The following is an 8541-nucleotide window of genomic DNA, read 5'->3' on the forward strand; positions in this document are numbered from 1 at the left end:
ACCCCGAACAACCCGCAAGACAAAGCCGATCAGCCCACTCAACCGTATCCGCCCACCTGGACACCAAAATGAGAACCACACCGGATAAGAACACGAGAACTCCCACTATGGGCGTCTTGGTTCCGCCATCGCGGCAAACGATCGGCCGCTAGTCGTAGGTTCGGCGAAGGAGCTTGTCGAGTGTGTCGCGCGCGTCGTCCTCATCGCGCACGGACGCGTGACAGGCGATAAAGACGAATACGACAAGGTCCTCAGTCACGCGCACACCGTTGTCGAACACGCCGCTGACCACGGTCTGCCGTCGAACGACCCACTACGACAGATCCCGAACGCCGCGAAGAAGATGGCATCGCAGCTTCGTGAACTACGCAACCGCTTCGGGACCGGGCACGGCCGTCCTGTTGTACACGAGATCACTGCCGAGGTAGTCGAGGCGTGCGTGCACGGTGCCCTGGTATGGGTACGGTGGGCGCTAGCAAGACTTCAGACCGTGCTCCTGGGCGCTGTTGAACCTCTGGTGCATGACCTACGCGGGGGCCTCTTCTCCGGAGGAGTCCTGGCTGCTCGACTGGACGCTGCAAACATCCCCGGACTTGAGGAACCGGAGCAACGGCGCCTCGGAGTGGCCGTGGGCCAACGGTCGGCCCGAGAGACATTCAACGTACGTATCGAGGGCATCCATGCGTGCGCGGACAACCCAGAGCGCTGGCCAGATGCCTACCGTCAGGGAGTCGTGGAGGGCCTGTTCCTCAACGAGGATGGCCAGGTAGAAGCGCGTCCCCTCATCAGTCCAGATTGCGCTGCCGACGTACTACAGCACCACTCAGCGCCTGAACGGGTACTTGCCGACCTGCGAGACGTCCTGAGCGCGGCCTCTTGGTCCGTGCTCTTCCAGCAGGAGCACCCAGCAGTCATCACCGCCATGCGTGAACAACTCCCGCGTCTACCAGGCTTGGGACAACAGCCGTGGACCGACATCATCAATGACCTGGAGGCTCGTGCGCTCTTCGGGCCCAGATGACGCTGTAGAGCCAGCTCATCCGGGTGAACCCGGCTCCGCCGGAGTGCTCCACCCAGCCCCGCCAGTTCAGAAGGGTGGTTCGTCGGAGTATCCGCCTGTCGACGGGGTGGATGAAGGCGGGGTTGTGGCCCACGGGTCATCCTGCTTGGGCTGCGAGGGGGTACTTCCCCAGCCTGCGGTCGGTGTAGGTGAAGTACCGCCCCACCCGCCGGATGACCGCGGCGGCGGAACCGCTGGCGGGCTGGGGGGCAGCTCGGGCTGCACCTCGTCGATGTCGTCGTAGAGGAGCTGGCGCAGGTGCTGCCGACAGGTAGTCGGATCGCCGTCATCGTTCCAGTCGCCGCTCTCCTGCCATCGCCTGCGGTCCGGATCCTGATTGGCGATCTCGCACAGGGCACGCAGGACCGCGTCGACCCGTTCCCATCTGGCGACTGATTCCCCGCGCAGGAGTCGGCGGATCGTCTCCCGGCTGACGGGAAAGGCGTCGGTCATGGACCGAGTGGCCGCTGCGACGCGGGCAAGTGTGGGACGGCCGGCTTCGGTGTAGTGGAAGAACAGCTCTGCCACGAACGCTCGCCTGGTTCCAGGAGGCAGCTCGTCAGGGCCGGGCATGCGCATCATCTGAGGCATCCGCCAACTCTGGCAGGTCCAGGCCTTCTTCGACCCGTAAAAACCCATACTGGCCAGGCATGACACCCCATGTAGACACAGGATGCCCCGTGTTGAGGTCATGAAGACCTGCAGCAACTCGCTTTGAGGTCGTTTCAACACGGATTAACTTGTTTTGACAAGTAGCTGTTTTCGCTGGTCAGAGCCGTTTCAAGGGTGCTTTTCTTAGGTCTCGTCCACCCCAGACGAAGCAAGGATCTCAAGGGTTGGACAGCGGCAATGGTTGTCGCCGGAAACGGCGACGGCCCCCTGGTGGGCAGGGAGCCGTCTGCAGAAGACCGAACCATCACCAGCGAAGGAGAGGCTCATGTCCGATGTCGAGCGTAAGGGCAACCAGGCGGTCCCGGAACCCCCCGGGCGAGGAGCTCAATGGCGCCGGCGGGCCCAGCGGGCCCGGCGCGAAGTCGGGCTCTACGTGGTGCGTGGCGCGGCTACGGCTGTGGGCGGCGCCGTCGTGACGTACGGCTTCCTCTGGGCACAGACCCGGCTCTGACGCGCCGACGGCGGGCGAGCGAGGAAGACGGCACTCCGCTGAGGCGCAGCCCGGCATAAACTCGCGCACCGCGGATCGCACGCCGTACAGGATCTCAGCGGCCGCGCTTACCCGCCGGATCTGGGAAGGTCGAGTCGTTGGTACGGGTGTAACGCAGCGCGGCGGGGCTGATCTCCGGCAGGTGTTGCTCGTGGGCCTCAGGAGGCAAAGGCAGGGCCCGCTATCCGGCGGATTGTCCCGTTGATATTAGCGACGTGCGTTCGGGTGGGCCGGGCCGCCGGGCGCCAGGAAGCGCGCGCCGACGTTGTCCATCGGGTTGAGGTAGACCAGCGCGGTGAACCACGGAGCGGCCTTGCGCGGGTGCTTGATGCGCAGCAGTGAGGCGTAGGCGAGAAGGATGCGGTGGGCGGGTCGGTTGTCGGTGTCGCCGTAGAGCAGGACGTCCCTGAAGGGATAGGGCAGGGACTGCTGGAGGACGCAGACACCGGCGGCCGCCCATGCCAGGGCCTGGTTGAGGTCGCCGGTGACGTGCTGAAGGCCGGGGGTGCCGTCTTCTGCGTCGGTGAAGTCGTCTTCGTCTTCCAGGCCGGCGTACTCGTAGGCGAAGGTGGCGTAGGCGTCCAGAGCCCTGGGGTGCAGCAGGCGGCCGCCGATCGTCACGCTGGCCTTCTCATACGCCTGCTCGTGCTCTTCGTCGGGTTCTTCATGCGGGGTCCAGACCCGCTCCATCTTCCACTCCCGCCGCGGCGGCAGCTGCGCGATCTTCTTCTCCAGAGGGGACAGGCCGCCCGGCTCATCGACGAACTCGGCGTAGTGCGCGGCCGAATCGAACAGGTAAGCCTCCGACTCGGGTGCCCACGCGAGCAGCGGCCGATCCAGCTTCCCCAGCGCCTGAACCGTCAGCTTCCCGGTCGGCGCAAGCCACGGCATCGCGCCCTCCAGAGCGACCCTGGCATCCTTCTTCTCCAACCCCATCCACATGGCCGCCAGTCTCCCCCGTCCCGTGGACCGGCGGGGCAGGAAGCTGGAGGCTGCATCAGTACGGGGCGCAGCAGGATCCTCGGGTCCTGTGAGGTCTGGGGTGTACCGGGGTGACCGCGCCTTCGGCTGTTGCTGAATCAGGCCTCGCTCGCTTTCGTCGGCGTAGCGCCGTCAGGGGGATGGTTCAGCCGTGGTGGGGCTTCATGCGGGGGCACGGCTTTATCGGATGGCGATGGTTGGTGTCAGTCGTACGCCGATACCGGTCAGTTGGGTGACGAAGGGCTGGGATACCTGGGGCTGAGGCGGCAAGCCGTGCCGTCCGGTGCTGGTGGGGAAGGGATGCAATGCCGGAAGGGCAGGGTGGGCATCTCGAAGGGGGTCCGTCGGCCGTTTTCCCGTCCCGGTTGGGGCGGGCGGCGGCGATGCCCCGGCTGCTGGACCTCGACGAGCGTGGTGAGCTGGCATCCGCGCACGTACGCCTGGTGGCAGGGGCGTTGGGGAAGTCGGAGCGTACTGTGTGGCGGTGGCTGGCCGCTGCCCGCCAAGACCAGCGTCTCGCCCGGGTGGAGTCGTCGCACTTCACGGTCACCACAGAACTCCGTCGGCTGTTGGCGCTGTGGGGCGGCAATGCCTCTCGGGTCCACGCTGAACTGCTGGAGAGGGCGGCCAATGATCCGGACGCGCCGGCGGCGCCGTCGCTGTCGACGCTGCACCGGGCGATCCGCCGGGACCTGACCCGCGGTGAGCGGGCCGGGCTGAAGAGCGGGGAAGCCGCGCGGCGCGCGCATGACGTGTTCGGCAAGCGGCCACCGACGCACCGCAACGCGGCGTGGGAGGGCGACCACAAGCACGTGCCCGTCGAGGTCGACGTCGAGGGTGAGCTTGCTACGCCCTGGGTGACCTGGTTCATCGACTGCGCCACGAAGGCGATCACCGGGGTAGCGGTCACCGCGCACGCACCGAGCCGGGACGCGGTGCTGGCGTCCTTGCGGATCGCGATCACCCGCAGCGATCCGTTCGGGCCGGTGGGCGGGCTGCCCGGTCAGATCCGGGTGGACCGCGGCAAGGAGTTCCTGTGCGCCACGGTCACCGCGGCGATGGGCGCGCTCGCTGTCCCCGTGACCGACCTGCCCGCCTACAGCCCGTATTTGAAGGGCACCATCGAGGCGTTGAACGACGCGGTGGAGGAGATGTTCCTCGTCTCGCTCCCCCGCTACACCGGCCGCCAGAAACTCACCGGCGGCCATCTCGCCGACCCCGACGCACCACCGCTGACGTATGAGGCGTTCGTGGGACTGCTGCTGGACTGGGTGGCCTGGTGGAACACCCGCCACCGACCGGACGCTCTGAGCGGCAAGACCCCCATCGAGGCGTGGGAGGCCGACGCGTCTCCGCTCACGGATGTGTCCGCCGGGCAGCTGGCGACATTCGCCTTGGAAGACGACGGGCGCACGTACACGATCAGCACGAGCGGGGTGCGGTGGCGCCGCCGTGACTACCTCGCCCCGTGGATGAACGGCCGTACCGGCACCAAGGTCTCGGTACGCCACCTGCCCCATCACGACGACACCATCGAAGTCTTCGACGCAGCGACCGGCCGCCACCTCGGTTCGGCGTTCCTGGCCGCCGCGGCGAGCCGGGAGCAGATCCGCTCCGTCCAAGCGGCACGGACTGCGGCTGCCCGCCGGCTGAAGGCTGATCTGAAGGCCGCGGAGAAGCTGCGCCGCCGGCGCTTCGAAGCCTCCACCACCGCCACCCCGCCCAGGCCTCTCACCTCTGCGACCTGCGCGCAGGCCGAAGAGGAACTGGGCGCGACGGCGCAGACGGACCGCCGTGCGCTGGCTCGCCCCGATCTCGTTCCCCACGGCCCCGCACCCGATACCTGGGCCCGCCCCAGGCCCGCGCGCATACCTACTCCTGATGAGGACCAAGCTGATGATCGCTGACCTGGACTACGGGCTGCTGCCCGACGAGAGCGAAGACCACTTCCTGGGCCTGGATCAGGCCCAGTTGGTGGGCACCGACACGCTGCTGACCACTCGGGACAACATCGAGGCGGTCATCGAGGCCAAGGCCATGATGTGCGTCTACGGGCCGGCGGGATCCGGCAAGACGATGTCGGTGAACTCCGCGCTGCGCCACCTCGCCCCCGACATCACCCACCGCCTGGAACTGCGGGCCGGACCGACCCCGCGCGACATCCGCCATGGTCTCTTCCAGGCACTGGGGCTGCCGGGTGAGCCGCCGGCCCGCCCAATCGAGTTCGACACCCTCCTCAAGGAAGCACTCGCGGAAGAGTTCCGGGTCCTGGTCTGTGACGAGGCGCAGTGGATGAAGAAGACCGGGTTCGAGTTCTGGCGCCACCTGTGGGACGACAAGCGCACCAACATCGCGGTGATCTTCGCCGGGGGCGACGGCTGCTACAAGGTCCTGCGCCGCGAGCCCATGCTGGCCTCCAGGATCTTCATCTGGCAGGAATTCACCCGCATGTCCAAAGACGAGGTCCGCGCCACGATCCCCGCCTTCCACCCCGTCTGGGCAGACGTCGACACCGCGCTGATCGACGCGATCGACAAACAGGCCGCCCACGGCAGCTTCCGCAACTGGGCCAACATCACCACCCACATCCTGGCCGGCATGAAGAAACTCAACCTCGCCCAGGTCGACGAAGACCTCGTGCGCTGGGTCTACAGCAAAATCGGCGGCATGTAATGACGACCGGCGGCCGGCCACCGGTCACCGTCATCCACGACAAGGACGACCACCCCGCCTGGACGGCCGCCGCGCTTGCCGCGCACCAACCCGCCTTGGGAGTCCTGACCGTCGACCCCAGCCCCGCCAACGGCGCGCCCGCCGCCCTCGCCCACGACCTCCTCTACGCCCTGGGCAAACGCCTCCCCGAAGGCGGAAAAACCCACGGAACCTGGGCCGACTCCCAGCAACCCGCCTGGGACGCCGTCACTGCCTGGATGCTCACCCACCACATTGGGCACCTCATCGTCTGCCGCACCGACCGCCTCACACACGCCCGCCGCAGACAACTACTCGCCCTGCGGGAACGGTGCGGTATCCGCCTCACCCTCCTCTGGCACCGGCCGGCTGGTCCGGCCCTGAGAACGCTCCTCGAAGAGACCCCGTACCGCCTCGTCGACGCCCTCCCCCAGGCCCGTATCGCCCTTGACCGGACGGAATACTCACCGACCGGCACCCCAAGCGCCGGACAGCAGCAACCCATCGAACCAACCCCTCGCCAGGACGACGGCCAGTGGATCACCTCCCCGGCATCGTCGGACGGCACAGTGACAGGCCGTCCGAAACGGGCCCAGTGCCAGGGCGCTCCCGTGCTCGCCTCGACAACGAGCGGCGCACCGTCCGCGCGAGGGCGTGACCACACATCAGCAGACGTTCTCGCCGCACGGCTGACCACGGTGGCCCACCCGCTGCACGCCACAGCCCTGACCATCCACGCGGTCACCGGGGCAGACATCGACCGGCTCGCACTCATCCGCGGCATCGACATCAACGAAAGGGCGACTACCGTCAAAGTCCACGACAGCACAGCCCACCGCAGATGCCAGGTCTACCCACTCCCCACCTGGACGCGCCGCCTCATACGCGCCGCCGGCATTCACGGACAGCTCAACGACCGTGCCCCGGACAGCCCGCTATTCCCCCTCATCACAGTCCAGGACGGCGAACAACTCCGCCTCACCGCAACAGGAATCCGCTACACCCTGAAGCCCACACCCTAAAGACGACCGTCCGTCTCAGCCATGGAGGATACTCCCGGCGCGGTCGCACGACCGTGACCAGCAACGACACACCCCACGCTGTACCGAGAGGCAACCAACCGACCTGGCCGGTCACCAAAAACGACAGCACCAGATCGGCATCCATGACAGCACTCAAGTCACCCACGACAACCCACTGAACAGCAGAGACTCCGACACCCGCCCACTGACATCACCATGCCGAACCACCACCGACAAAAACCCGCAGATCATCAGCCGGGGAGCCGTGCGGCCTGGTGATTGTGCTGGGTCTTCTTCACCATCGGAACGAGGGCCGTCCTGTCCGAGGGATTGTCGTGCGCTTCGATGGCCAGCAGGAATTGACGGCGGGCGCACACGATCTGGATGTTGTATCCCTGCAGGTAGCCGCCGCGTTTGCCGGGAATCAGCCGGGAGTCGGGATCGCTCAGGCAGGCACGGGACTCCGGGGAGGGGACCGGTCGGGGTGTCCGGGCCCGCTCCAGCCAGGCCCGCATCTTCACCAGGCGCGTTCGCTGGCGAACGAGGACGGTCTTGTGCTCCATCGGGACTGGCGGCCGTCCGTTCGCTCCCCGACGTCCTGCCGGCCCGGTCTTCTCGGGCGCGGAGCTCGTACTTCTTCAGCTTCTCCTGGTGAGCCTCGGTCTCGGCGGCCAGGCGTTTCTCCGCGCGGGCCACCATGCGCTCGGCAGCTTCGACCTTGATCCGGATCTCGGTAGGTGAAGGCATAGCCCGTTCATGCAGTCTGTCCCTGGCCAAGTGAGCCCGGGTGAGCCGGTCGCACAGCCGGGACAGGCGAGGCCAGTTGTCGCACGCGTCCTCGCCATCGCCCTGGGCTGCCGTGCCGTCGGCCTCGACGCTCAGCGCGTGGTCGACTACGTCCTCCATCAGCGCGTGGATCTCGCTCTCGCACTGGGAGATGGTCTCCTCCAGGCGCTGGAGCCGCTGGTTGGCGTCGCGTGAGGCGTTCGCCTCCATCGGTGAGCCGTCCACGGCCACCGCCGAAAGATCGACCAGGCCACGTCGGCCGCACAGCGACAGCACCTGCACAAACAGCGAGTCCAAGGCGGCACGGTGGCGTCGTATGAACCGCGCGACGGTGGAGTGGTCCACTCTGCGGTTCGCGGTGATGATCCGGCATCCCACGTCGTCCCAGCACGCCTGCTCGATGTGACGGGAGGAGCGCACTCCCTTGCTGTAGCAGTACAGGAGCAACGCAATCAGGCTCGCGGGCGAGTAGGCCGCCCCGCCCTGTGCGTCAGCGCGGTAGCCGCCCTCGAACGCTGACAGATCAAGCAGTTCGACGACGTCGAGCACCCTCCAGCACAAGTGCTCGGGCGGCAGCCACTCCCGCGCACTCTGCGGCATCTCGAGATCACGTTCACGGTCGCACGACAAGAAGTTCCGCCCCACCAGCCAAGATTCCAGCGTCTCCCTGATCCCCGGAACCGAACAACGAATCGCTCTTGACCTTCACCGGGCAGGAGTCGTGCGACAGCCTCGCGGTCTTCACGCGGAGGTGGCGGAACCCCCGGCGGACCCGGGCAGGGGTGAGCCGACGAGGCTGCGCCGGCCGCTCCCAGGGTCGACGAAGATCCTCGGCGAGG

The 8541-nt window shown here is 67.2% G+C and carries 9 protein-coding genes and 1 pseudogene; 6 read left to right on the top strand and 4 right to left on the bottom strand.

Translation table 11 applies throughout. The features are described from left to right. Positions 1-217: 217 nt before the first annotated feature. Positions 218-1021: an abortive infection family protein gene (locus ABD374_RS34800; RefSeq protein ID WP_425577404.1), complete on the top strand. Its 804-nt coding sequence runs from the start codon at positions 218-220 to the stop codon at positions 1019-1021. Between the two features lie 66 nt (positions 1022-1087). On the opposite strand, the gene ABD374_RS31815 is transcribed toward ABD374_RS34800, so the two are convergent. Next, complete coding sequence (locus ABD374_RS31815; RefSeq protein WP_344500139.1) at positions 1088-1588, bottom strand: single stranded DNA-binding domain-containing protein; 501 nt, start codon at positions 1586-1588, stop codon at positions 1088-1090. Positions 1589-1997: 409 nt separating this feature from the next. On the opposite strand from ABD374_RS31815, the gene ABD374_RS31820 reads away from it, so the two are divergent. Then, entirely contained in the window at positions 1998-2183 is a 186-nt protein-coding gene (locus ABD374_RS31820) for a hypothetical protein (RefSeq protein ID WP_344500141.1), read from the top strand. A 246-nt stretch (positions 2184-2429) separates the two neighbouring features. On the opposite strand, the gene ABD374_RS31825 is transcribed toward ABD374_RS31820, so the two are convergent. After that, a complete protein-coding gene (locus ABD374_RS31825) occupies positions 2430-3164 on the bottom strand; it encodes a hypothetical protein (protein WP_344500143.1) in 735 nt (244 codons plus the stop codon). A 422-nt stretch (positions 3165-3586) separates the two neighbouring features. Here ABD374_RS31825 and ABD374_RS31830 point away from each other — a divergent pair, with 422 nt between their 5' ends. From ABD374_RS31830 to ABD374_RS31840, 3 genes are read left to right on the top strand one after another with little or no spacing between them, the layout of a single operon-like run. Further along, positions 3587-5110 (top strand): Mu transposase C-terminal domain-containing protein, encoded by a 1524-nt coding sequence (locus tag ABD374_RS31830; protein ID WP_344500145.1) that lies wholly within the window; start codon positions 3587-3589, stop codon positions 5108-5110. Beyond that, on the top strand, positions 5085-5876 hold the full coding sequence (locus ABD374_RS31835) for an AAA family ATPase (RefSeq protein WP_344500147.1): 792 nt from the start codon (positions 5085-5087) through the stop codon (positions 5874-5876). Before ABD374_RS31830 ends, ABD374_RS31835 begins: the two co-directional genes overlap by 26 nt. Continuing rightward, complete coding sequence (locus ABD374_RS31840; protein ID WP_344500149.1) at positions 5876-6916, top strand: hypothetical protein; 1041 nt, start codon at positions 5876-5878, stop codon at positions 6914-6916. Before ABD374_RS31835 ends, ABD374_RS31840 begins: the two co-directional genes overlap by 1 nt. 251 nt (positions 6917-7167) lie before the next feature. Here ABD374_RS31840 and ABD374_RS31845 read toward each other — a convergent pair whose 3' ends face one another. Next, positions 7168-7479, bottom strand: a complete 312-nt coding sequence (locus tag ABD374_RS31845; protein WP_344500151.1) for a hypothetical protein — start codon at positions 7477-7479, stop codon at positions 7168-7170. A 193-nt stretch (positions 7480-7672) separates the two neighbouring features. Here ABD374_RS31845 and ABD374_RS31850 point away from each other — a divergent pair, with 193 nt between their 5' ends. Then, positions 7673-7897, top strand: coding sequence for a hypothetical protein (locus ABD374_RS31850; protein ID WP_344500153.1), 225 nt, complete (start codon positions 7673-7675; stop codon positions 7895-7897). Positions 7898-8071: 174 nt separating this feature from the next. Here ABD374_RS31850 and ABD374_RS34805 read toward each other — a convergent pair. Then, positions 8072-8302: pseudogene (locus ABD374_RS34805) on the bottom strand (transposase); the annotation flags it as partial. Positions 8303-8541: the final 239 nt, after the last annotated feature.

Source organism: Streptomyces enissocaesilis, from assembly GCF_039533765.1.
In the GTDB taxonomy this organism is placed as follows: Bacteria; Actinomycetota; Actinomycetes; order Streptomycetales; family Streptomycetaceae; genus Streptomyces; species Streptomyces enissocaesilis.

Excerpts from the sequence above, each read along its gene's own strand:
- ABD374_RS31820 (WP_344500141.1), top strand. The coding sequence starts at position 1,998 with ATGTCCGATGTCGAGCGTAAGGGCAACCAGGCGGTCCCGGAACCCCCC.
- ABD374_RS31825 (WP_344500143.1), bottom strand. The coding sequence starts at position 3,164 with ATGTGGATGGGGTTGGAGAAGAAGGATGCCAGGGTCGCTCTGGAGGGC.
- ABD374_RS31830 (WP_344500145.1), top strand. The coding sequence starts at position 3,587 with ATGCCCCGGCTGCTGGACCTCGACGAGCGTGGTGAGCTGGCATCCGCG.
- ABD374_RS31835 (WP_344500147.1), top strand. The coding sequence starts at position 5,085 with ATGAGGACCAAGCTGATGATCGCTGACCTGGACTACGGGCTGCTGCCC.
- ABD374_RS31840 (WP_344500149.1), top strand. The coding sequence starts at position 5,876 with ATGACGACCGGCGGCCGGCCACCGGTCACCGTCATCCACGACAAGGAC.
- ABD374_RS31845 (WP_344500151.1), bottom strand. The coding sequence starts at position 7,479 with ATGGAGCACAAGACCGTCCTCGTTCGCCAGCGAACGCGCCTGGTGAAG.
- ABD374_RS31850 (WP_344500153.1), top strand. The coding sequence starts at position 7,673 with ATGCAGTCTGTCCCTGGCCAAGTGAGCCCGGGTGAGCCGGTCGCACAG.